This window comes from Helicobacter pylori, assembly GCA_008032935.1.
Lineage (GTDB): Bacteria > Campylobacterota > Campylobacteria > Campylobacterales > Helicobacteraceae > Helicobacter > Helicobacter pylori_CX.
This window is the reverse complement of record CP032039.1, coordinates 1,318,450-1,339,747: the sequence shown is the minus strand read 5'-3', so window position 1 is coordinate 1,339,747 and position 21,298 is coordinate 1,318,450. Positions and strand designations below refer to the sequence as shown.

The 21,298-nt window shown below is 38.2% G+C and carries 20 protein-coding genes and 3 pseudogenes; 17 read left to right on the top strand and 6 right to left on the bottom strand.

The genetic code is table 11. From position 1 onward, the window contains the following. Positions 1-8: 8 nt before the first annotated feature. Together D2C78_06635 and D2C78_06630 are read left to right on the top strand one after the other, a co-directional pair. Positions 9-932: a hypothetical protein gene (locus D2C78_06635; GenBank protein QEF35552.1), complete on the top strand. Its 924-nt coding sequence runs from the start codon at positions 9-11 to the stop codon at positions 930-932. Positions 933-952: 20 nt separating this feature from the next. Further along, positions 953-1,156, top strand: coding sequence for a hypothetical protein (locus D2C78_06630; GenBank protein QEF35551.1), 204 nt, complete (start codon positions 953-955; stop codon positions 1,154-1,156). Positions 1,157-1,314: 158 nt separating this feature from the next. Here D2C78_06630 and D2C78_06625 read toward each other — a convergent pair whose 3' ends face one another. Further along, positions 1,315-2,451, bottom strand: coding sequence for a potassium channel protein (locus D2C78_06625; protein ID QEF35550.1), 1,137 nt, complete (start codon positions 2,449-2,451; stop codon positions 1,315-1,317). Between the two features lie 29 nt (positions 2,452-2,480). Here D2C78_06625 and D2C78_06620 point away from each other — a divergent pair. Next, a pseudogene (locus D2C78_06620) lies at positions 2,481-2,679 on the top strand (hypothetical protein). Here the strand turns inward: D2C78_06620 and rpmB are convergent. Both rpmB and D2C78_06610 read right to left on the bottom strand, forming a co-directional pair. Further along, positions 2,633-2,821, bottom strand: coding sequence for a 50S ribosomal protein L28 (gene rpmB, locus D2C78_06615; GenBank protein QEF35549.1), 189 nt, complete (start codon positions 2,819-2,821; stop codon positions 2,633-2,635). The pseudogene D2C78_06620 and the gene rpmB sit on opposite strands and share 47 nt — an antisense overlap. 99 nt (positions 2,822-2,920) lie before the next feature. After that, positions 2,921-3,757: a neuraminyllactose-binding hemagglutinin gene (locus D2C78_06610; GenBank protein QEF35548.1), complete on the bottom strand. Its 837-nt coding sequence runs from the start codon at positions 3,755-3,757 to the stop codon at positions 2,921-2,923. A gap of 113 nt (positions 3,758-3,870) precedes the next feature. On the opposite strand from D2C78_06610, the gene D2C78_06605 reads away from it, so the two are divergent. Together D2C78_06605 and D2C78_06600 are read left to right on the top strand one after the other, a co-directional pair. Further along, complete coding sequence (locus D2C78_06605) at positions 3,871-4,932, top strand: phospho-N-acetylmuramoyl-pentapeptide-transferase (protein QEF35547.1); 1,062 nt, start codon at positions 3,871-3,873, stop codon at positions 4,930-4,932. A gap of 1 nt (position 4,933) precedes the next feature. Then, positions 4,934-6,202, top strand: a complete 1,269-nt coding sequence (locus D2C78_06600; protein QEF35546.1) for a UDP-N-acetylmuramoyl-L-alanine--D-glutamate ligase — start codon at positions 4,934-4,936, stop codon at positions 6,200-6,202. Here D2C78_06600 and D2C78_06595 read toward each other — a convergent pair. Beyond that, entirely contained in the window at positions 6,199-6,459 is a 261-nt protein-coding gene (locus tag D2C78_06595; GenBank protein ID QEF35545.1) for a DUF493 domain-containing protein, read from the bottom strand. The genes D2C78_06600 and D2C78_06595 overlap by 4 nt on opposite strands. Next, complete coding sequence (locus D2C78_06590; GenBank protein QEF35544.1) at positions 6,449-6,850, bottom strand: acyl-CoA thioesterase YbgC; 402 nt, start codon at positions 6,848-6,850, stop codon at positions 6,449-6,451. Before D2C78_06590 ends, D2C78_06595 begins: the two co-directional genes overlap by 11 nt. A gap of 229 nt (positions 6,851-7,079) precedes the next feature. Between D2C78_06590 and D2C78_06585 the strand changes: the two genes are divergently transcribed. The 5 genes and pseudogenes from D2C78_06585 to gyrB all read left to right on the top strand — a co-directional run bounded on the left by D2C78_06585 (position 7,080) and on the right by gyrB (position 14,339). After that, the gene (locus D2C78_06585; GenBank protein QEF35543.1) at positions 7,080-8,408 is read left to right on the top strand and encodes a sodium-dependent transporter; all 1,329 of its coding nucleotides are present in this window, start codon (positions 7,080-7,082) and stop codon (positions 8,406-8,408) included. A gap of 10 nt (positions 8,409-8,418) precedes the next feature. Then, positions 8,419-9,747, top strand: a complete 1,329-nt coding sequence (locus D2C78_06580; GenBank protein QEF35542.1) for a sodium-dependent transporter — start codon at positions 8,419-8,421, stop codon at positions 9,745-9,747. A gap of 14 nt (positions 9,748-9,761) precedes the next feature. Then, positions 9,762-10,824 (top strand): annotated as a pseudogene (locus D2C78_06575) (phospholipase). Between the two features lie 56 nt (positions 10,825-10,880). After that, the gene (locus D2C78_06570; GenBank protein ID QEF35541.1) at positions 10,881-12,005 is read left to right on the top strand and encodes a DNA polymerase III subunit beta; all 1,125 of its coding nucleotides are present in this window, start codon (positions 10,881-10,883) and stop codon (positions 12,003-12,005) included. A 12-nt stretch (positions 12,006-12,017) separates the two neighbouring features. Further along, entirely contained in the window at positions 12,018-14,339 is a 2,322-nt protein-coding gene (gene gyrB / locus D2C78_06565) for a DNA topoisomerase (ATP-hydrolyzing) subunit B (GenBank protein ID QEF35540.1), read from the top strand. A gap of 94 nt (positions 14,340-14,433) precedes the next feature. Here gyrB and D2C78_06560 read toward each other — a convergent pair whose 3' ends face one another. Beyond that, entirely contained in the window at positions 14,434-14,667 is a 234-nt protein-coding gene (locus D2C78_06560; GenBank protein QEF35539.1) for an HrgC protein, read from the bottom strand. 211 nt (positions 14,668-14,878) lie between these two features. Between D2C78_06560 and D2C78_06555 the strand changes: the two are divergent. The 7 genes and pseudogenes from D2C78_06555 (at position 14,879) to D2C78_06525 (ending at position 21,087) form a co-directional block, all read left to right on the top strand. Next, a pseudogene (locus D2C78_06555) lies at positions 14,879-14,965 on the top strand (R.Pab1 family restriction endonuclease). 209 nt (positions 14,966-15,174) lie between these two features. Then, positions 15,175-16,386, top strand: coding sequence for a M23 family peptidase (locus tag D2C78_06550; protein QEF35538.1), 1,212 nt, complete (start codon positions 15,175-15,177; stop codon positions 16,384-16,386). Next, entirely contained in the window at positions 16,386-17,024 is a 639-nt protein-coding gene (locus D2C78_06545; GenBank protein ID QEF35537.1) for an NUDIX hydrolase, read from the top strand. Before D2C78_06550 ends, D2C78_06545 begins: the two co-directional genes overlap by 1 nt. A gap of 10 nt (positions 17,025-17,034) precedes the next feature. After that, complete coding sequence (locus D2C78_06540) at positions 17,035-18,384, top strand: plasmid stabilization protein (GenBank protein ID QEF35834.1); 1,350 nt, start codon at positions 17,035-17,037, stop codon at positions 18,382-18,384. Positions 18,385-18,388: 4 nt separating this feature from the next. Beyond that, a complete protein-coding gene (gene glcD / locus D2C78_06535; protein ID QEF35536.1) occupies positions 18,389-19,768 on the top strand; it encodes a glycolate oxidase subunit GlcD in 1,380 nt (459 codons plus the stop codon). A 21-nt stretch (positions 19,769-19,789) separates the two neighbouring features. Then, entirely contained in the window at positions 19,790-20,554 is a 765-nt protein-coding gene (locus D2C78_06530) for a 4-hydroxy-tetrahydrodipicolinate reductase (GenBank protein ID QEF35535.1), read from the top strand. 431 nt (positions 20,555-20,985) lie between these two features. Next, positions 20,986-21,087 (top strand): urease-enhancing factor, encoded by a 102-nt coding sequence (locus D2C78_06525; protein QEF35534.1) that lies wholly within the window; start codon positions 20,986-20,988, stop codon positions 21,085-21,087. Positions 21,088-21,298: the final 211 nt, after the last annotated feature.

The window sequence follows — 21,298 nt, the reverse complement described above, 5'->3', positions numbered from 1 at the left end:
TTAAACAAATGAATTACCCTAATTTGCCTAATAGCGCGTTAGAAATAACCGAACAGCCCGAAGTGAAAGAAATCACTAACGAGCTATTAAAGCAATTACAAAACGCTTTAAAGAGTAACGCGCTTTTTACGGATCAAGTGGAATTAAGCCTTAAAGGGATTGTTAGGATTTTAGAAGTGCTTTTGAGTTTGGATTTTTTCAAAAATGCGAATGAAATTGATAGCAGTTTGAGAAATTCTATTGAATGGCTAAGTAACGCCGGTGAAAGCTTAAAAAACAAAATGAAAGAATACGAGGGCTTTTTTAGCGATTTTAATACGAGCATGCATGCTAACGAGCAAGAAGTAACGAGCATTTTAAACGCTAACACCGAAAACATTAAAAGCGAGATTAAAAAGCTAGAAAATCAATTGATAGAAACCATTACAAGGCTTTTAACGAGCTATCAAATCTTTTTAAATAACGCTAGAGAAAACGCTAATAATCAAATCACGGCTAACAAAACCGCAAGCCTTGAAGCCCTAAACCAAGCTAAAGAAAGCGCTACAACGCAAATAACCGCTAATCAAACGCAAGCGATAAGTAACATTAACGAAGCCAAAACGAACGCTAACAATGAAATAACCGCCAATAAAACGCAAGCGATAACTAACATTAACGAAGCAAAAGTTAGCGCTACAAATCAAATTAACACCAATAAGCAAGAAGTTTTAAATAATATCACGCAAGAAAAAAACCAAGCCACAAGCGAGATCACCGAAGCGAAAAAAACCGCATTTAACGAACTTTTAGAAACCTTAAAGCCGAAGTTTAGCGGCTTGTTTTTAGGCGTTTATTATATCCGCAATGTGATCTATATCCAAGGCGGATGGGAGCAAAAAGTCAAGGATTTAAGCGATTATCCGCTAGAGAAAAGCAAGAAAGGAGAGTGAAATTTTAAATTGAGAAATTGATGAAGATTTATTTTGCGCGGAATTTAGGGCAACGCTTCAAAAATGCGAAGAGAATGAGCATGATAAATAAATCACAGGACAAATTAAAACATGGTTTAAAAAAGTTCAAGAATCCTTTTAACAAAGAGGGCTTTAAAAGGGTTATAACATTAACTCTCATTGAGTGTATGGGTGTGAGAAAAATAAGCCTCAAATCCGTTTAAGTCTTGGATCGGTTCTCATCAAACATGAATGGCTAAAGCTTTTTGGCTAACACCAAGCTCTTTGCTATGGATTGTAAAAAATGTTTTTAGCATTTTAGATTTTATTATTCATATTTGATGAGAGCCAAGCCTTTTTTATTTAAAAAGGGCTGTATCAATCACAAGGAAATGTAATCCACTTCTTTGGGTCTTTGATGGTTGGCAATGAGTTGCTTACAGGTCGCAACGCCTTCTGAAGTGCCAACCATTAATAGTTTGGATTCGCTTGCAATAATCGTTTCTCCATCAGGCATGGGGATGTATTTGCCATCTTTTTGAGTGATACCAATCACAAACGCTTTAGCGATCTCTCTAAAATGGGCTTCTTTTAATTTCCTTAACACAAGCCAGCTGGTTTTGGGGACAATCACTTCTTCTAAGTCTAAAAGCGTGTCTTTTTTATTGATAAAACGCTCTAAGATATTTTCCATATCCGGACGCACCGCCATCGCGCTCACTCTCTGCGCCATGAGTTTTGTAGGGGAAACCACCATATCAGCCCCTAATTTTTTTAATTTTTCTAAGCCTTCATCGCTATGCGCGCTCGCAATGATGTAGTAAGGTTTGCGCTTTAATTCCTTTTCAAACAAGCGCACGCTCACCATTAACGCCACATTCACCGGTAAAATCTTAGACAAAGCCACAACACCCCTAGCGCTGCTTAAGTGGGTTTTTAGCATGGCTAAATTGGTGTGCGGATCGCCTATGATATAGTAGGGGTATTTGTGCTTAATGGCTTCTTCTTCAAAACTAGGGTCATTATCCACGACCACAAAAGGGATTTGAGCGGAGCGGAACTGCTTGCTCAATTCAATGGTGTATTCATTGTGGTAACAAATCACATAATGATCCTTAAGGCGTGCGATTTTATAAATCATACCTTTCTCCTTAATCAATCTGGTAAGCGTGCCTTTATTGACCACACTAACTAAAATAGCCACGCTAAAGGCAATGATTCCTGCCCCAAAAAACATTAAAATGGAAGTTAAAAAAATACTTATAGGCCCAAACTGGCTTTCATTTAAAGCGCCAAACCCTGTAGCTGTCATGGTGTAAGTCGTTTGGAAGAAAGCTTGCATAAGGCTATAATTTTCTAGGGCGAAGTATCCCAGAGTGCCTAAAAGCACAAGCAATTGGATTAAAATAAGCGGGAGTCTAAAGACCTTAAATTGCTCATAGATTTCAGAATTTAAATTGACTTCTGGTTGATTTTCATCGTCTTTTTTGATTTTAAAAAATTTCAACTTTTCAAACAAAACCAATTCCTAGATCAAAATAAATTCTTTTGAAAGCGTTCACCTCTAAATTTAATCAAAACGCTAAACCTAAGCTGTGTTTTAATCTCAAAAAGAAGTTTAGTTTTAAGGGGAGTTTTAAAAAGGTTATCAAAAACACCAAAACCACCCTTACAATCAAAATGGATAGAAATTCTAAAAACTAAGCCCCTTTACGCATGGTTCTTAAAGTGGAAGCAGCCACTTTAATGCGTTTAGTCGTGCCGTCGTCTAATTGGATCTTAATCGATCGCAAGTTAGGGAGTAAGCGGCGTTTATTTTTGTTGTTCGCATGACTGACATGATTGCCTATCATAGGCCCTTTGAAAGTTAAAGTGCATCTTTTTGCCATTGTGTATCCTTAAATATTGAAATGAGTTTGACATTATACTTAAAATAGCCTTTAAAAAGACTGATTTTAAGGCTAATTTTTAAATGGTTCGTTTAAGAACTACTTTTTTTGAGGCATAGAACTTTTAAAGCCTTTCATTCTATCAATAGCGTCTCGGTATTTGGCGATATTTTCTTCTGTAAGTTCTGTTACAGCTTTTTTCATGACAACCGCATACATTCTGTTTAAGATCTTATGTATCGCATCTTCTTTATTCTTTTCCAAATCTTCATGGATAATGCTGTCTGAAGAATCAAACCCTCCAGAATTACTGTGTTTGTAAGTATAGGTCATTGCCTGAAAAGTTCCTACTTCCACAGCAAAATCATGGACGACACGATTGCTTTCTGGCTCATAAAAATTAAACCATACAGAGCCTGAACTTTGATCCACTAGCGTGTCTAAATTGGGGTTATTGGGATCTTTTAAATTCATTTTCAAATCTTCTAAGATTCCTACCCACCCTTTCAAATCCAAAACGCAAAAAATCTTTCTCTTATCTTGCGCATTCAAAGCTTTTTCATCTTGAAAACGCAACACTTGATAGCCTCTTTTTTCAAAAATAGTTTGGATTTGATTGACTAAAGCGTCTTGAAACTTATCAATATAGGGTTTTAGATTATCGCTCACTTGAATGCGTGGCGCTAAAATACCTACAACATGATGGTTTTGTGGGGCTTGAGCAATATGTATCGGATAATTAAAATCTAGCGGCGTAACATGTTCAGAGCTTGTTTGTATTCTTTCATGAGTTTGAACTTGATTTTTGGCGTTATTTGGTGTTTTTGTCTCAGCGCTTGGATTCATCGCGCAACCGATCAACACGCCTGAAAGCCCTAAAGCCACTAACATTTTAGAATAAACTCTAACTTTTTTAAAAATAAGCGAACGCTCCACAAAAGACTCCTAAAAATAAAAATTGAGACCATAATTATACTATTTTTAAGTAAATCAATTTGCGCTACAATTTTATTTTTCTAATTTCAAGCATGGCGATTTTAGGGGATTTTATGCTCTATTCTTTACTATATGGCTATTTCAATATCAATCTTTTCCAGTATTTGACTTTTAGAGCAGGGTTAGGGTTTTTCATAGCCTTTTTCCTCACGCTTTTTTTAATGCCTAGATTCATTCTATGGGCCAAGGCTAAAAAGGCTAACCAGCCCATTTCTAGCTTCGTGCCAAGCCACCAAAATAAAAAAGATACCCCTACAATGGGGGGGATTGTGTTTGTTTTTGCAACCATTGTTGCGAGCGTGTTGTGCGCGTCTTTGGGTAATCTTTATGTGTTGTTAGGGATAATCGTGTTAGTGGGCTTTAGTTTTGTGGGTTTTAGAGACGATTACACTAAAATCAACCAACAAAATAACGCCGGGATGAGCTCGAAAATGAAATTTGGCATGCTGTTTGTCCTTTCGCTTGTGGTGTCTGTTTTATTGAGCCTTAAGGGGTTGGATACTTTTTTATACGCGCCTTTTTTGAAAAACCCTTTGTTTGAAATGCCCACGGTGTTAGCGGTTGGTTTTTGGGTGTTGGTTTTTTTATCCACGAGCAATGCAGTGAATTTAACCGACGGCTTAGACGGCTTAGCGAGCGTGCCTAGCATTTTCACCCTCTTAAGCCTTTCTATCTTTGTGTATGTGGCAGGGAATGCGGAATTTTCTAAATACTTGCTCTATCCTAAAGTCATAGATGTGGGGGAATTGTTTGTTGTCTCGTTAGCGTTAGTGGGATCGCTCTTTGGCTTTTTGTGGTATAACTGCAACCCGGCAAGCGTGTTTATGGGCGATAGCGGGAGCTTGGCTTTGGGGGGGTTTATCGCTTATAACGCTATCGTTTCGCATAATGAAATCTTACTCGTTTTAATGGGATCGATTTTTGTAATAGAAACTTTGTCGGTGATCTTGCAAGTAGGGAGTTATAAAACCCGTAAAAAACGCCTTTTTTTAATGGCGCCCATCCACCATCATTTTGAGCAAAAGGGTTGGGCAGAAAATAAGGTGATCGTGCGTTTTTGGATCATTTCTATGTTGAGCAATTTAGTCGCTCTTTTAAGCTTAAAGGTGCGTTAAAATGAAAATCTCTTTATTGGGGCATGGCAAAACCACTCTAGCCCTAGCGCGTTTTTTTAAAAAAAACCATAACGAAGTCAAATTTTTTGATGACCAATTCACTTCATTTCATAAGGATAGCGAGGGTTTTCTTTGCTACCCCAGTAAGGATTTTAACCCTAATGATTCCCAATTAGAGGTAGTCAGCCCTGGTATTAGTTTCACGCACCCTTTAGTCATAAAATCCAAGCATTTAGTGAGCGAATACGATTATATTGACAGCTTGTTTGATTCGGTTTTCACGCCTACTATAATCAGTATTAGCGGCACTAACGGGAAAACCACCACGACAGAAATGCTCACCATGCTTTTAGAAGATTTTAAGGCTGTGAGTGGGGGGAATATCGGCACGCCCTTGATTGAATTGTTTGAAAAACAATCGCCCTTGTGGGTGCTAGAAACAAGCTCCTTTTCTTTGCATTACACGAATAAGGCTTACCCTTTAATCTACTTGCTCATCAATGTGGAAGCCGATCACTTGACTTGGCATTGCAATTTTGAAAATTATTTGGACGCTAAACTCAAGGTTTTAACATTGATGCCTAAAACTTCGCTCGCTATCCTCCCTTTAAAATTCAAAGAACACCCTATTATTCAAAACTCGCAAGCGCAAAAAATCTTTTTTGACACAAGCGAAGAGGTTTTAGAGTGTTTAAAAATCCCTTCTAACGCTCTTTTTTTTAAGGGAGCGTTTTTATTGGACGCTGCCTTAGCTCTTTTAGTTTATGAGCAATTTTTAAAAATAAAGAATTTAAAATGGCAAGATTATAAAGAAAACGCCCTTAAAAGGTTGAACGCTTTTAAAATCGGCTCGCATAAAATGGAAGAATTTAGGGATAAACAAGGGCGTTTGTGGGTAGATGACAGCAAAGCCACGAACATTGATGCCACCTTACAAGCTCTAAAAACCTTTAAAAACCAAAAAATCCATTTGATTTTAGGGGGCGATATTAAAGGGGTCAATTTAACCCCCCTTTTTGAAGAGTTTAAAAACTATAAAATAAGCCTTTATGCGATAGGATCAAGCGCTTTTATCGTCCAAGCCTTAGCGTTAGAATTTAATGTTTCTTGTCAAGTTTGTTTAAAGTTAGAAAAAGCGGTTCAAGAAATTAAAAGCGTTTTATTACAAAATGAAGTCGCTTTGCTTTCACCCAGCGCGGCCAGTTTGGATCAATTTTCTTCGTATAAAGAAAGGGGTGAAAAATTCAAGGCGTTTGTTTTAAAAGATTAAAGCGCATGCGCCACGACTTCTAATTGTGAAATTTTTTGAAAAATCTCATTCCGTTCTGCTTCGTTTGAAACTTCCATAGAAACATTAAAGCTATAAAATTTAGCGTTTTTAGAAGTGTTTTTAAATTCCAATTTAAAGGGGCGTTGGTAGGTTTCTAAAAGCTCTTTTAACGCGCTTGTATCGTTAGTGGTCATAATCACCCTATAATCCCAAAGGCAAGGGTAAATAATGGTGGGTTTTTCTAAATCAGACGGCACTAAGAAGCTCCTTAAACAATTTAGGAATGGCAATAGGGCTGTATGTAGAGCGGTTGACAAAGCCAAACTTGATTTCTGAAGCAAAGACTTTAAAGGGCTTCATAGGCTCTAAAGAAGCGTTTTGGATACAATAAATTTCTTGAAAAAGCACCACAAAAACCTTTCTTAATTCTTTAATTTGCGTTCTTATTTCTAAGACCTGGCCAAGGCTTGCGGGGGTGAAAAAATCCGCTTTGATAGAGCGGATGACAAACACGCCTTCTTCATTTTCGGGCAAGACATTTTGTTTAAAAAAAAACTCGCTCCTAGCCCTTTCGCAATATTTCAAATAATTCGCATGATAGACCACGCCTTCAGAGTCGGTATCTTCGTAATATACCCTACAGCGCATTAATTCCCCTTACTTAAATAATGAAATTTTCTTAAAATTATACAATATGTAACTTAACTATAGTATAATCTAGGGGCGTTGCTCTATATTTTTTAGGTATTTTTAAAGTGGGTTTTTTCTTAAATCTTAAGATCTCTGAAGATTTCAAAAAATTAATACAGCAATAGTTGGGCGATTAAGGACATAGCTCTTTAATTTTAATCATTGACAAGGAGTTTGGTAGTTAAGAATGGGTAATCATTTTTCTAAATTAGGATTTGTTTTAGCGGCTTTAGGGAGCGCGATAGGTTTAGGGCATATCTGGCGTTTCCCCTATATGACTGGGGTGAGCGGTGGGGGTGCTTTTGTTTTATTGTTTTTATTTTTATCTTTAAGCGTTGGTGCAGCGATGTTTATCGCTGAAATGCTATTAGGACAAAGCACGCAAAAAAATGTAACAGAAGCTTTTAAAGAGCTTGACCTTAACCCTAAAAAACGCTGGAAATACGCAGGGATTTTGCTTATTTCTGGGCCATTAATACTGACTTTTTACGGCACGATTTTAGGCTGGGTGCTTTATTATTTGGTGAGTGTTAGTTTTAATTTGCCTAACAATATCCAAGAATCTGAACAAATTTTTACTCAAACTTTGCAGTCTATAGGGCTACAATCCATAGGGCTTTTTAGCGTTTTATTCATAACCGGATGGATTGTTTCTAGAGGGATTAAAGAAGGCATTGAAAAACTCAATCTAGTCTTAATGCCCTTACTCTTTGCCACTTTTTTTGGTTTGCTTTTTTATGCGATGAGCATGGATTCTTTTTCTAAAGCTTTCCATTTCATGTTTGATTTCAAACCAAAAGATTTGACTTCTCAAGTGTTCACTTATTCCTTGGGGCAGGTTTTCTTTTCCTTAAGCATCGGTTTAGGGATCAATATCACTTATGCTGCGGTTACGGATAAAACGCAGAATTTGCTTAAAAGCACGATTTGGGTGGTTTTATCAGGGATTTTAATTTCTCTTGTGGCAGGGCTTATGATTTTCACTTTTGTGTTTGAATATGGGGCGAATGTCTCACAAGGCACAGGGTTAATCTTCACTTCTTTACCGGTGGTTTTTGGCCAAATGGGAGCGATAGGCGTTCTTGTTTCAATTCTTTTCTTGCTCGCGCTCGCTTTTGCTGGCATCACTTCTACGGTGGCTTTATTAGAGCCAAGCGTGATGTATCTTACCGAAAAGTATCAATACTCTCGTTTTAAGGTTACTTGGGGTCTTGTAGCGCTAATTTTTGTGGTAGGCGTGGTGTTGATTTTCTCGCTCCATAAGGATTATAAAGATTACCTCACTTTCTTTGAAAAAAGTCTTTTTGATTGGTTGGATTTTGCCTCAAGCACCATTATCATGCCTTTAGGCGGGATGGCAACCTTTATTTTTATGGGCTGGGTTTTGAAAAAAGAAAAATTGCGTCTTTTAAGCACGCACTTTTTAGGCCCTAAATTGTTTGCAACTTGGTATTTCTTGCTTAAATACATCACCCCTTTAATTGTGTTTTCCATTTGGTTGAGCAAGATTTATTAAAATATTTGGCATGGGAAAATTTTCTAAATTAGGCTTTATTTTAGCCACTTTGGGTAGCTCTATCGGTTTAGGGCATATTTGGCGCTTTCCTTATATGGTGGGTCATAATGGGGGGAGTGCGTTTGTGCTTTTATACCTGGTGCTAACCTTGAGTTTAGGCATTGCTATGCTTTTAGTGGAAATGCTGATTGGGAATTTGGGTAAAAAAGATGTTGTTTCTAATTATCAAATCTTAGATCCTAAAAGGAAAAAATATTACCCTTTCACTTCTTTTTTTATTTTAGGCGGCCCTCTCATTTTATCCTTTTATGCGGTGGTGTTAGGCTGGGTGCTTTACTATCTTTTTGTAGTAACTTTTGATTTGCCTAAAGATTTAGAGCAAGCTAAAATGCAATTTAGCATGCTCCAAAATGGCAGTTTAATCTGGCCTGTTATTGGCTTTAGCGCATGTTTATTGCCGACAATATGGTTTGTTTCTAGGGGGATTGAAGAGGGGATTGAAAAATTAAATGTCGTGCTGATGCCGTTATTGTTTGTGATTTTCATAGGGCTTTTAATCTATGCGATGACCTTAGAAAGCATGCCTAAGGCTTTGCACTTTTTGTTTAATTTTGAGATTCAAAAGATTGATTTTAAGGTTGTTATGGACGCTTTAGGGCAGATGTTCTTTTCTTTGAGTTTGGGGGTAGGCACGATTATTACCTATTCAGCTTTCACGCCCAAAAAAGAAAATCTATTCAAAAGCTCTTTATTGATTGTCTTGCCCGGTATTTTAATCTCTTTGATTGCTGGGGTGATGATTTTCACCTTTGTGCTTGAATACCATGCAGATGTGTCTCAAGGGCCAGGGCTTGTTTTTATTTCCTTACCTTTGACTTTCGCTAAAATGGGCATGAGCGGGCAGATCGTTTCGCTCTTTTTCTTTATAGCCCTTGTTTTTGCCGGGATCACTTCCATGGTTTCTTTGGTAGAGCCTTTAGCGCTTTATCTCATCAATCGTTTTAATTTTTCGCGCACTCAAGCGTCGCTATGGATAGGGGTTGTTGTGTATGTTTTAGGCGTTTTAGTCATTCTTTCTATGAATGAACGATACGCTAAGTTTTTGAGTTTTGCTCATAAGAGCGTGTTTGGGTGGCTGGATTTCATCACTTCTTCGTTTTTAATGCCTTTGGGAGGCTTGTTTTCAGTCTTATTTGTGGGATGGATTTTAAATAAAAAGCACTCTTTTTTAGCCACGAAGCATTTCTTTAACGCAAACGCTTTTAAAGCGTGGCATTTTAGCGTTCGTTTTATCGCGCCTGTAGTGATTTTAGCGATTTTCATCTTGCAATTTAAGTGAAATAAAGATACTTGATGAAAAGCATTTTGCTCTTTATGATTTTTGTAGTTTGTCAGTTAGAGGGCAAAAAATTTTTGCAAGATAATTTTAAGGTGGATTATAACTACTATTTGCGCAAACAGGATTTGCACATCATTAAAACGCAAAACGATTTGTCCAATTCTTGGTATCTCCCTCCACAAAAAGCCCCCAAAGAACATTCTTGGGTGGATTTTGCTAAAAAATATTTAAACATGATGGATTATCTAGGCACTTATTTTCTGCCTTTTTATCATAGTTTCACCCCCATTTTTCAATGGTATCATCCTAATATCAACCCCTATCAACGCAATGAGTTTAAGTTCCAAATTAGTTTTAGAGTGCCTGTATTTAGGCATATTCTTTGGACTAAAGGCACGCTTTATTTGGCTTATACCCAAACTGACTGGTTTCAAATTTACAATGACCCCCAATCCGCTCCCATGCGAATGATGAATTTCATGCCTGAACTCATCTATGTTTATCCTATTAATTTTAAACCTTTTGGGGGTAAAATAGGGAATTTTTCTGAAATTTGGATAGGTTGGCAGCACATTTCTAATGGCGTGGGGGGCGCGCAATGCTATCAGCCTTTTAAAGACGGTAATCCTGAAAACCAATTCCCAGGAGGGCCTGTAATCGTTAAAGATTATAACGGGCAAAAAGACGTGCGCTGGGGGGGTGCCGCTCGGTGAGCGCGGGGCAACGCCCTGTGTTTCGTTTGGTTTGGGAAAAGGGAGGTTTGAAAATCATGGTCGCTTATTGGCCCTATGTCCCTTATGATCAATCCAACCCTAATTTGATTGATTATATGGGGTATGGTAACGCTAAAGTTGATTACAGGAGAGGGCGCCACCATTTTGAATTGCAACTTTATGATATTTTCACGCAATACTGGCGTTATGATCGCTGGCATGGGGCTTTCCGCTTAGGCTATACCTACCGCATTAACCCTTTTGTAGGGATTTATGCGCAATGGTTTAACGGCTATGGCGATGGCTTGTATGAATACGATGTTTTTCCAATCGTATAGGGGTAGGAATACGCTTAAACCCTTAAAAAAGCGTTCTTTTATGCTATAATTAAGACCAAAAATTCAAGGGGATTATTCAGCTATGAAAATCAGTGTTAGTAAAAACGATTTAGAAAATACTTTGCGCTACTTGCAAGCTTTTTTGGATAAAAAGGACGCTTCTTCTATCGCTTCACACATCCATTTAGAAGTCATTAAAGAAAAGCTTTTTTTAAAAGCGAGCGATTCCGATATTGGACTAAAAAGCTATATTTCTACGCAATCTACCGATAAAGAGGGCGTTGGCACGATCAATGGGAAAAAGTTTTTGGATATTATCTCATGTTTAAAAGACTCTAATATTATTTTAGAAACTAAAGATGATAGCTTGGTGATCAAACAAAATAAAAGCTCTTTCAAACTCCCCATGTTTGACGCTGATGAGTTCCCTGAATTCCCTGTTATTGATCCCAAAGTGAGTTTAGAAGTCAATACCCCCTTTTTAGTGGACGCGTTTAAAAAGATCGCTCCTGTGATTGAGCAAACCAGCCACAAAAGGGAATTAGCCGGTATTTTAATGCAATTTGATCAAAAACATCAAACCCTTTCAGTAGTAGGCACGGATACCAAACGGCTCTCTTACACGCAGTTAGAAAAAGTCTCTATAACTTCCACTGAAGAAGACATCTCTTGCATTTTACCTAAAAGGGCTTTATTAGAAATCCTTAAGCTTTTTTATGAAAATTTCAGTTTTAAAAGCGATGGCATGTTAGCGGTAATTGAAAACGAAACGCACGCTTTTTTCACCAAGCTCATTGATGGGAATTACCCTGATTATCAAAAAATCCTCCCCAAAGAATACCTTTCTTCTTTCACTTTAGGCAAGGAAGAATTTAAAGAGAGCATTAAATTGTGCAGTTCTTTAAGCTCCACTATTAAACTCACTTTAGAAAAAAACAACGCTTTGTTTGAATCTTTGGATTCTGAGCATAGCGAAACGGCTAAAACCTCTGTTGAGATTGAAAAAGGTTTGGATATTGAAAAAGCCTTTCATTTGGGCGTGAACGCGAAATTTTTCCTTGAAGCCTTGAACGCTTTAGGGACAACGCAATTTGTTTTAAAATGCAATGAGCCTTCATCGCCTTTTTTGATCCAAGAACCCCTTGATGAAAAGCAAAGCCACTTGAGCGCTAAAATTTCCACTTTAATGATGCCAATCACATTATAAAGGCCGATTTGAATGCAAAATTACCAGAGCCATAGTATTAAGGTTTTAAAGGGCTTAGAGGGGGTTAGGAAACGCCCTGGAATGTATGTTGGCGATACCAATATAGGCGGGTTGCACCACATGGTGTATGAAGTCGTGGATAACGCTGTAGATGAGAGCATGGCGGGCTTTTGCGATAAGATTAATATCACTTTGACTAGTGAGGGGTCATGCATTGTAGAAGATAACGGGCGAGGCATTCCTGTAGATATCCACCCTACGGAAAAAATCCCCGCTTGCACCGTGGTTTTAACGATTTTGCATGCGGGGGGCAAGTTTGATAATGATACTTATAAAGTTTCAGGCGGTTTGCATGGCGTGGGCGTTTCGGTTGTAAACGCTTTAAGCAAACGCTTGATTATGACCATTAAAAAAGAGGGTCAAATCTATCGCCAAGAGTTTGAAAAGGGTATCCCCATTAGCGATCTTGAAATCATTGGAAAAACCAAAAGCGCTAAGGAAAGCGGCACGACTATTGAATTTTTCCCTGATGAAAGCGTGATGGAAGTCGTTGAATTTCAAGCGGGTATTTTGCAAAAACGCTTCAAAGAAATGGCGTATCTTAACGACGGCTTAAAAATTTCTTTCAAAGAAGAAAAAACCCAACTGCAAGAGACTTATTTCTATGAAGACGGCTTGAAACAATTCGTGAAAGACAGCGCTAAAAAAGAATTGCTCACCCCCATTATTGCGTTTAAAAGCATGGATGAAGAAACGCGCACTTCTATAGAAGTCGCTTTAGCGTATGCTGATGATTACAATGAAAACACTTTAAGCTTTGTGAATAACATTAAAACTTCTGAGGGTGGCACGCATGAGGCGGGCTTTAAAATGGGCTTGTCTAAGGCGATTTTACAATATATTGACAATAACATTAAAACCAAAGAGTCGCGCCCCATTTCTGAAGACATTAAAGAGGGCTTGATCGCTGTTGTGAGCTTGAAAATGAGCGAGCCTTTATTTGAAGGGCAGACTAAATCCAAACTCGGCAGTTCGTATGCACGTGCGTTGGTTTCAAAATTAGTCTATGATAAAATCCATCAGTTTTTAGAAGAAAACCCTAACGAAGCCAAAATCATCGCTAATAAAGCCCTACTAGCCGCAAAAGCCAGAGAAGCCAGCAAGAAAGCCAGAGAGCTTACAAGGAAAAAAGATAATTTGAGTGTCGGCACTTTGCCTGGAAAATTAGCCGATTGCCAGAGCAAAGACCCCTTAGAGAGTGAAATCTTTTTAGTGGAGGGCGATAGCGCGGGCGGGAGTGCTAAACAAGGGCGCGATAGGGTTTTTCAAGCGATCTTGCCCTTAAAGGGTAAGATTTTAAATGTGGAAAAAAGCCATTTGTCAAAGATCCTAAAATCAGAAGAAATTAAAAACATGATCACGGCTTTTGGGTGTGGCATTCAAGAGAGTTTTGATATAGAAAGATTGCGCTATCATAAAATCATTATCATGACCGATGCTGATGTGGATGGGAGCCATATCCAAACCTTGCTGATGACTTTTTTCTATCGTTATTTACGCCCGCTGATTGAACAAGGGCATGTTTATATCGCTCAAGCCCCTCTTTACAAATACAAGAAGGGCAAGACAGAAATCTATCTTAAAGACAGCGTCGCTTTGGATCATTTTTTAATTGAGCATGGCATCAATTCGGTGGATATTGAAGGGATTGGCAAGAACGATTTGATGAATTTGTTAAAAGTGGCGCGCCATTACCGCTATGCACTTTTGGAATTAGAAAAACGCTACAACTTGCTAGAAATTTTACGCTTTTTGATTGAGACTAAGGACGCCTTAAGCCTTGATATGAAAGTTTTAGAAAAAAGCATTTTAGAAAAATTAGAGGGCTTGAATTATCAGATCTTACGCTCTTTTGCCACTGAAGAAAGCTTGCATTTGCACACGCAAACCCCTAAGGGCTTGGTGGAATTTAATTTAGATGACAACCTCTTTAAAGAAGTGTTGTTTGAAGAAGCGCATTACACCTATCAAAAGCTTATGGAATATAATTTAGATTTCTTAGGAAATAAGGATATTTTGGCGTTTTTAGAAGAAGTGGAAAATCACGCTAAAAAGGGAGCGAATATCCAGCGCTATAAGGGGCTAGGCGAGATGAACCCTAATGATTTGTGGGAAACGACCATGCATAAAGAAAACCGCAGCTTGATCAAACTCAAAATTGAAGATTTGGAAAAAACCGATGCAGTCTTTTCGCTTTGCATGGGCGATGAAGTAGAGCCTAGAAGAGCCTTTATCCAAGCGCATGCTAAAGACGTGAAACAGCTAGATGTGTAAGGGATTTTAATCGCCACTCCTAAACATTTAACCAAACAAGAGAGCGTGAATTTAGGGGCTTACTACACGCCTTGTTATTGAGTGCAGGAAACCGCTAGGCGATCATACCCCTTGATCGCAAGATACCCCTAGAGTATTCATCGGTGGGTTCGTAACCGCTTTCTAAAAGTTTGGTTGTGTATTGCTTGTTGTAGATAAAGGCAAATACTATATTGGATAGACCAAAAGTAAAGAGCGCAGCAACCACCATGACTATCGCCCATTTTACATCGCCTCTGATAATTGGCACAAAGAAACCAAAGAAAAAAGTTGTCCAAGAAAACCCCACCAATCCTTTTTTAATGAGATTATCTTTTTTTAAACTGATAGTTTTGTAGCCACCATGCCTCCTTTTAATATTTGTTACATTATACGAGAGAGAGAAGTCAAGGGGTTTGATCAAAAAAAGGCTTTATTTTGATTGAATAAAATTATCGCTTGCTCACACAAGCTTTTTGGTTATTGGATTGTAAAAAATACTAAAAAGCATTTTTTAACTTTTAGAAATGCTTAAAATTTTTGGACTTTTAAGCCAAGTGCACCATAACGATGTGTTAAAGATTTTAGAAAAAATACTTCAAAATTAATAATGATACGGATTGATTAAAAAGAAAATATCCAGTGCTATAATGTCTAGGCGAGGTAAACCCGTTTATGGGGAATAACCATGCATCAATAAAATGCGCTTCATAAAGCTATAAAAACAAGGCCAGGCTTTAAACTTGTGTCGTTTTTCTTTAATGGCTTATGTTATACTAATAAAATACAGATTCAATTGAAGGCATTAAACAACTGCATGGTATTTTTTCATAAGAAAATTATTTTAAATTTTATCTATTCTTTAATGGTTGCTTTTTTATCCCATGGGGTTCTTTTAAAAGCCGATGGAATGGCTAAAAAGCAAACTTTATTGGTGGGTGAAAGGCTTGTGTGGGATAAGCTCACGCTGTTAGGGTTTTTAGAAAAAAACCATATCCCTCAAAAACTCTACTACAATTTGAGTTCTCAAGATAAAGAATTGAGTGCTGAAATCCAAAGCAATGTTACCTACTACACCTTAAGAGACGCTAACAACACGCTCATTCAAGCCCTTATCCCTATAAGCCAGGATTTGCAAATCCATATTTATAAAAAAGGGGAGGATTATTTTTTAGACTTTATCCCCATTATCTTCACTCGTAAAGAAAAAACTTTGCTTCTTTCCTTACAAACTTCGCCCTATCAAGATATTGTCAAAGCCACCAATGACCCCCTTTTAGCCAACCAATTGATGAACGCGTATAAAAAAAGCGTGCCTTTTAAACGCTTAGCAAAAAACGATAAAATCGCTATCGTTTATACAAGAGATTATCGTGTGGGGCAAGCGTTTGGCCAACCAACCATTAAAATAGCCATGATTAGCTCTCGCTCTAACCAATACTATCTCTTTTCCCATTCAAACGGGCGTTATTACGATTCAAAAGCGCAAGAAGTGGCAGGGTTTTTACTAGGAACCCCGGTGAAATACACCCGCATTTCTTCGCCTTTTTCGTATGGGAGGTTCCATCCTGTCTTAAAAGTCAGACGGCCTCATTACGGCGTGGATTATGCGGCTAAACATGGCAGTTTGATCCATTCTGCATCAGATGGTCGTGTGGGTTTTATAGGGGTTAAGGTGGGGTATGGGAAGGTGGTTGAAATCCATTTGAATGAATTGCGCTTGGTGTATGCTCACATGAGCATGTTTGCTAAGGGGTTGAAAAAAGGATCGTTCGTTAAAAAAGGGCAAATCATAGGCAAAGTGGGAAGCACCGGTTTTAGCACCGGGCCGCATTTGCATTTTGGCGTGTATAAAAACTCCCGCCCCATTAATCCTTTAGGCTATATCCGCACCGCTAAAAGCAAATTACACGGCAAGCAAAGAGAGGTTTTTTTAGAAAAAGCTCAGCATTCTAAGCAAAAATTAGAAGAACTTCTTAAAACCCATTCCTTTGAAAAAAATTCATTTTATCTTTTAGAGGGTTTTTAATGTCTTATTTTAAGAATGCTTTCAACCAAAAATCTTTAATAGATGATTCTAGTGTGTATTTAGAGCCTTGTTCTAGCTCTAATTTCATAGAATTAAAACGCATGCATTATAATGAAGAGAATACTAAGAAAACATGGGATATTATTAAGTCTTTAGACAGCGTGGCGGTTTTACTCTATGAAAAAGAATCCGATTGCTTTGTGATTGTGAAACAATTCCGCCCAGCCATTTATGCGCGCCATTTTCATTTTAAGTGCGATCAAGATCAAAATATTGATGGATACACTTATGAATTGTGCGCGGGGCTTGTGGATAAAGCTAATAAGAGTTTAGAAGAAATCGCTTGCGAAGAAGTGCTAGAAGAATGCGGTTATCAAATTAGCCCTAAAAATTTAGAAACCATAGGCCAATTTTATAGCGCGACCGGGTTGAGCGGGAGTTTGCAAACGCTCTATTACGCTGAAGTGTGCGCGGATTTGAAAGTTTCAAAGGGTGGGGGGATTGATGCCGAAAAGATTGAAGTGCTGTTTTTAGAGCGATCAAAAGCTCTTGATTTTATAATGGATTTTCAATACGCTAAAACCACCGGATTGTCTTTAGCCATTTTATGGAATTTAAAAAAGTTTAAAAATGTTTAAAAGGAATTTTATGTTAAGGCTTTTGATAGGACTTCTTCTAATGAGTTTTATAAGCTTGCAATCAGCCTCTTGGCAAGAACCCTTAAGAGTGAGTATAGAATTTGTGGATTTGCCTAAAAAAATCATTCGTTTTCCAGCCCATGATTTGCAAGTGGGGGAGTTTGGTTTTGTCGTTACTAAACTTTCAGATTATGAAATCGTTAATTCTGAAGTGGTTATTGTTGCTGTTGAAAATGGCGTTGCAACGGCTAAATTCAGAGCGTTTGAGTCCATGAAACAAAGCCATTTACCCACTCCAAGAATGGTCGCTAGAAAGGGTGATTTGGTCTATTTTAGGCAATTCAACAACCAAGCGTTTTTGATCGCTCCTAATGATGAACTCTATGAGCAAATCAGGGCGACTAACACCGATATTAATTTTATTAGTTCTGATTTGTTGGTTACTTTTTTGAACGGGTTTGACCCAAAAATCGCTAATTTAAGAAAAGCGTGCAATGTTTATAGCGTGGGGGTGATTTATATTGTAACCACGAACACGCTCAATATTTTAAGCTGTGAGAGTTTTGAAATTTTAGAAAAAAGAGAGTTGGATACAAGTGGCGTTACTAAAACTTCTACGCCGTTTTTTTCTAGGGTTGAGGGCATTGATGCAGGCACGCTAGGGAAACTTTTTTCAGGCAGTCAATCTAAAAATTACTTCGCTTACTATGACGCTTTAGTGAAAAAAGAAAAACGCAAAGAAGTGAGGATTAAAAAGAGGGAAGAAAAGATTGATTCTAGAGAAAATAAACGAGAAATCAAGCAAGAAGCCATTAAAGAGCCTAAAAAAGCCAATCAAGGCACAGAAAACGCTCCTACTTTAGAAGAGAAAAACTACCAAAAAGCAGAGCGAAAACTTGACACTAAAGAAGAAAGGCGTCGTTCAAGAGATGAAAGGAAAAAAACTAAAGCCACCAAAAAGGCTATGGAATTTGAAGAAAGAGAAAAAGAGCATGATGAAAGAGACGAAAAAGAGACTGAAGAAAGAAGAAAAGCTTTAGGAATGGATAAAGGCAATGAAAAAGTCAATGCCAAAGAAAATGAGCAAAAAATCAAGCAAGAAGCCATTAAAGAGCCAGGTAATGGAAATAACGCCACCCAACAAGGCGAAAACAAAAACGCTCCTAAAGAGAACAAGGCTCAAAAAGAAGAGAATAAACCAAATTCTAAAGAAGAAAAACGCCGCTTGAAAGAAGAAAAGAAAAAAGCCAAAGCCGAACAAAGAGCGAGAGAATTTGAACAAAGAGCGAGAGAGCATCAAGAAAGAGATGAAAAAGAGCTTGAAGAAAGAAGAAAAGCTTTAGAAATGAATAAGAAGTAAGCCCATGTTAGAGAAGCAACACATCCAATACTTTAAAAACCTAGTAGGGGGAGAGGATTTTTTCACTGATTTAGCGCATTTGAACGCTTATTGCTATGACGCTACTAAAGAAAGGCATTTGCCTAGCGGCGTGATTTTCCCTAAAAACGAGCGAGAAATCAGCCAGATTTTAAAATATTGCAACGAGCACCGCATCATCGTTGTGCCTAGGGGGGCTGGGAGCGGTTTTACAGGGGGGGCGTTGAGCGTGAGTGGGGGGCTAGTTTTAAGCGTAGAAAAGCATTTGGATAAGATTTTAGAGATTGACACTAAAAATTTAATCGCTAGAGTCGAGCCGGGCGTGATTAACAAGCATTTCCAAAACGAAGTGGAAAAATTGAATCTCTTCTACCCCCCAGATCCAGCGAGTGAAAATCAAAGCACTTTAGGAGGGAATGTCGCTGAAAATGCCGGCGGCATGCGTGCGGCTAAATACGGCATCACTAAAGATTATGTCATGGCTTTAAGGGTGGTTTTAGCGAATGGTGAAATCATAAGGGCAGGCAAAAAAACGATCAAAGATGTCGCCGGTTTTAATGTTGCAGGGCTGATGATCGCTAGTGAGGGGTGTTTGGGCGTGATTTCTGAAATCACTTTAAAGCTTTTAGCCAAACCGCCCCTAAAGCAAAGCGCGATGGGGGTTTTTAATCATATTGAAGACGCCATGAACGCTGTTTATAAGACAATGAGCAGTGGCGTTACGCCTGTGGCGATGGAATTTTTGGATAATTTGAGCATCAAAGCGGTTGAAGAGAGATTTTCTAAAGGCTTACCCAAAGACGCTGGAGCGATACTCATCACTCAAGTGGATGGCGTGGTTAAAGAGCAGATTGCATGGCAACTCAATGAGATAGAAAAGCACTTCAAAGCCAATGGGTGCGTGGGTTTTAAGATCGCTCAAAACGAACAAGAAGAGCAGGATTTATGGTTTTCAAGGCGTAACGCTTCTCAAAGTATTAGCGTTTATGGTAAAAAGAAATTGAATGAAGACGTGACCGTTCCTAGGGCGAGCTTGCCGAGTTTGTTGCAAGAAGTCGCCAAAATCAGCCAGAAATACGGCTTTAAAATCCCTTGCTTTGGGCATACGGGCGATGGCAATGTGCATGTGAATATCATGCTAGAAGATCCTAAAAGGGATTTAGAAAAAGGTCATAAGGCTATGGAAGAGATCTTTCAGGCTGCTATTAGTTTGGAGGGGACTTTAAGCGGGGAGCATGGCATAGGCTTGTCTAAAGCCAAATTCATGCCTTTAGCGTTTAATGCTAGTGAAATGGAGCTTTTTAGGAACATTAAAAAAGCCCTTGATCCCAATAATATTTTAAACCCTTTTAAAATGGGGTTGTAAGATTTAAAGCAAGGAAAACGCATGAAAATCGGTGTTTATGGAGCGAGCGGTCGTATAGGGAAACTGCTCTTAGAAGAATTAAAAAGGGGGTATAAGGGATTAGCGCTGTCTAGCGTGTTTGTCAGGCAAAAATGCGAAACAGATTTCAGCTCTTTTTCGCACGCCCCTTTAGTAACCAACGATTTAAAAGCGTTTGTGAGGGCATGCGAATGCGTGATTGATTTTTCTTTACCTAAAGGCGTGGATCATTTACTAGAGGCTCTTTTAGAATGCCCTAAAATTTTAGTTTCTGGCACAACCGGTTTAGAAAAAGAAACGCTAGAAAAAATGCAACAATTAGCCTTAAAAGCGCCGCTTTTGCATGCGCACAACATGTCTCTAGGGATTATAATGCTCAACCAATTAGCCTTTTTAGCTTCTTTGAAATTAAAAGATGCGGATATTGAAATTGTAGAAACGCACCACAATCTCAAAAAAGACGCCCCGAGCGGCACGGCGTTGAGCTTGTATGAAACTTGCGCTAAGGCTAGGGGGTATGATGAAAAAAACGCTCTTACCACTCACAGAGAAGGTTTGCGCTCTAAAGAAAGCATTGGCATAGCCGCTTTAAGGGGGGGCGATGTCGCCGGGAAGCACACGATAGGGTTTTATTTAGAGGGCGAATACATAGAGCTTAGCCATACGGCGACTAACCGATCTATTTTTGCTAAAGGGGCTTTAGAAGTGGCTCTGTGGCTTAAAGATAAAGCCGCTAAAAAATATGAAATTAGCGAAATGTTTGGTTGAATGTTTTAATTCTTTTTGTATAAATAATTCACGCTTTTACGATGAAATATTTCCCCTTTTTAGCCTTACTAAAAGGTTTTTACTATACTATAAGGGATATTGCTAACGATTAAGCTGTATTGGAAGGGTTTGTTTTTTTAAGGATTGATCTTGCCTTGTGTGGCTAATAACACAAGGTGGGTGTAACAAGACCTACTATAATTCTAATTCAAGAAGCCTAACCAAAATAAAAGGAGAAATTTTAGTTAGGGCTTTATTATAGCAAAAATTATTAAGGATTACAAAGGGTAGCGTTTCTGGTTGGGATTTAGAGCGTTATTCCCGTTGTTTTGAGTTCCATTTACTTTTTGTTTCATAATAAATCTTAACTATCATAAACGCATGATTAAAGTATGTAAGTTATTAAAAATTTTAAAACAAAAGGATATAAAATGAAAACCATTAGAAATAGCGTGTTTATTGGAGCGTCTTTACTCGGCGGTTGTGCTAGCGTTGAGACTTATTTTGACGCTCTTGCGTGTCGCTTGCATTAAAGACGCTGTTATAGAGAAAGAAGTGTGCTACACGCCCAAAGATTTTGATAGCCCTTACCACACTGACTAAACCGGCACTGGGTTTTAGGTGGGTTTCTTAAAAGATAAAAAATACTAAAAGCATTTTTATAATTAAGAATTAAAGAGCTTGATACCAAGTCAGGTGGTATCTTCTTAAGCGGTCTTGGGTTTTTAGGGGTGTTATTTTAGA

Excerpts from the sequence above, each read along its gene's own strand:
- D2C78_06525 (QEF35534.1), top strand. The coding sequence starts at position 20,986 with ATGAAAACCATTAGAAATAGCGTGTTTATTGGAGCGTCTTTACTCGGC.
- D2C78_06635 (QEF35552.1), top strand. The coding sequence starts at position 9 with ATGAATTACCCTAATTTGCCTAATAGCGCGTTAGAAATAACCGAACAG.
- glcD (QEF35536.1), top strand. The coding sequence starts at position 18,389 with ATGTTAGAGAAGCAACACATCCAATACTTTAAAAACCTAGTAGGGGGA.
- D2C78_06600 (QEF35546.1), top strand. The coding sequence starts at position 4,934 with ATGAAAATCTCTTTATTGGGGCATGGCAAAACCACTCTAGCCCTAGCG.
- D2C78_06550 (QEF35538.1), top strand. The coding sequence starts at position 15,175 with ATGGTATTTTTTCATAAGAAAATTATTTTAAATTTTATCTATTCTTTA.
- D2C78_06605 (QEF35547.1), top strand. The coding sequence starts at position 3,871 with ATGCTCTATTCTTTACTATATGGCTATTTCAATATCAATCTTTTCCAG.
- rpmB (QEF35549.1), bottom strand. The coding sequence starts at position 2,821 with ATGGCAAAAAGATGCACTTTAACTTTCAAAGGGCCTATGATAGGCAAT.
- D2C78_06570 (QEF35541.1), top strand. The coding sequence starts at position 10,881 with ATGAAAATCAGTGTTAGTAAAAACGATTTAGAAAATACTTTGCGCTAC.
- D2C78_06530 (QEF35535.1), top strand. The coding sequence starts at position 19,790 with ATGAAAATCGGTGTTTATGGAGCGAGCGGTCGTATAGGGAAACTGCTC.
- D2C78_06580 (QEF35542.1), top strand. The coding sequence starts at position 8,419 with ATGGGAAAATTTTCTAAATTAGGCTTTATTTTAGCCACTTTGGGTAGC.
- D2C78_06630 (QEF35551.1), top strand. The coding sequence starts at position 953 with ATGAAGATTTATTTTGCGCGGAATTTAGGGCAACGCTTCAAAAATGCG.
- gyrB (QEF35540.1), top strand. The coding sequence starts at position 12,018 with ATGCAAAATTACCAGAGCCATAGTATTAAGGTTTTAAAGGGCTTAGAG.
- D2C78_06540 (QEF35834.1), top strand. The coding sequence starts at position 17,035 with ATGTTAAGGCTTTTGATAGGACTTCTTCTAATGAGTTTTATAAGCTTG.
- D2C78_06590 (QEF35544.1), bottom strand. The coding sequence starts at position 6,850 with ATGCGCTGTAGGGTATATTACGAAGATACCGACTCTGAAGGCGTGGTC.
- D2C78_06585 (QEF35543.1), top strand. The coding sequence starts at position 7,080 with ATGGGTAATCATTTTTCTAAATTAGGATTTGTTTTAGCGGCTTTAGGG.
- D2C78_06545 (QEF35537.1), top strand. The coding sequence starts at position 16,386 with ATGTCTTATTTTAAGAATGCTTTCAACCAAAAATCTTTAATAGATGAT.